We start from the raw sequence: 1,403 nt of genomic DNA on the forward strand, positions 1-1,403 counted from the left end.
GCGAGGCGATCGCGAAAGCCAGGCCAAGCCCGAAGCCTGCGACCGTGTCGCTCGGATAATGCGCGCCGACGAAGACGCGCGTCGATGCGATGCAGGCCGTGACCGCCAGCGCGATGTGCCAGCGCTTTGGAAACAACAGCAGCAGGATGCCGAACACCGCGCCCATCGTCGTGGCATGGCCCGACGGAAAGCCGGCGAAGCGCGCATCCATGGCGAAGGGATGCAGCGACAGCACCCCGAAATCGTTGAAATAGAGTGGCCGCGCCCGGCCGATGCCGTATTTCAGCAAATTGACCGCCAGCCCGGAAAGCCCGACGGCGCAGAGCACCAGGAAGGCGAAACACGTCCAGTTGTAGACCATTATTCGCGCCTGCCGTGAAAGGCTGCGCCAGTCGGTCAGATTGGCGGCGACGAGACAGAGCGCCGCCGGGATGAGATACCAGCCGCCGAGGCCGAAATCCGTGAAGAAATCGGTGAAATGGACGAAGCCCGGCGTCCACGCTCCGCGCATCCTGCCGGCGGCGCTGTCGAGGCTAAGGAAAGCGGCCGCCGCCAGCAGCACCCAGGCGAGTGCCCAGACCGGCCACGCGATTTCCGGGTAGCGCGCCGGGCGCACGGCAAAGCGCCGCCTCACGATGGCAATCGTGTCGAGGAAGTTGCCGAGTGAGCGGCGGTAAAGGGCTACGGCGGACATGACTGGGTCTACAGGGGTGTTTGGGGCCCGACACTATTCCTCACGGGGCCACCCGATAAAGGCCAAGCGCCAGCTTGTCTCCTGACGAATAGTTGAGCCCGTCGATGTCGGTAAGACGCTTTGCCGACTTGCCCTGCCCGGCAAGCAATTCGTTGAGCTTCTGTTCGTCCGTGACCGGAGCGAGCCCAAGCGTGCAGGCCGGATCGGCGAGCAGGTGTTTTGCGACGCCGTCGACGTCGGTCAGCACCGTGCTGGTGCCGACCAGGAACACCAGGCTCGGCTCGTGATAGGGCGACGAGGCGAGCACGGTGGTATCGCAGAGACGGTTGGCATCGACGGCCGCCTTGATGGCCGGGCTCAGCCAGATCGGCTTCAGAGACGGCGCGATGACACCGAACAACAGGCTGAAGGTGATGCCCGCGCCGACTGCGATCGCCGCGATGCGGCCCAGCGGCACCTGCAATTGGCGTGGGAAAGCCAGATAGCCGGTGGCCAAAGCGGCGATTGCCGCCGGGATACTCCACCAGGAAAAGGCCTTCGCGAGATAGATCGGCGCCGCGACGCACACCACGGCCAGCCCGACCGACACGACGATAACGCCGAAAGCGGTCGCCCACCAAAGCCAGCTCTGCCAGCGCTTTAGCGGCGCGTTCGCCTGGTCCGCCGGCAAGGTGAGCAGCCAGCCGATCAGCAGCGCCATGCCTGGGTA

At 65.4% G+C, this 1,403-nt stretch carries 1 protein-coding gene and 1 pseudogene; both read right to left on the bottom strand.

The features are described 5' to 3' along the window. A partial coding sequence (locus EOA38_RS36615) for a phosphatase PAP2 family protein (RefSeq protein ID WP_127301502.1) occupies nucleotides 1-694 on the bottom strand: 694 nt, incomplete at its 3' end. 40 nt (nucleotides 695-734) lie between these two features. Continuing rightward, nucleotides 735-1,403: pseudogene (locus tag EOA38_RS36620) on the bottom strand (glycosyltransferase family 39 protein); the annotation flags it as partial.

This window comes from Mesorhizobium sp. M1E.F.Ca.ET.041.01.1.1, from assembly GCF_003997355.1.
GTDB lineage: Bacteria > Pseudomonadota > Alphaproteobacteria > Rhizobiales > Rhizobiaceae > Mesorhizobium.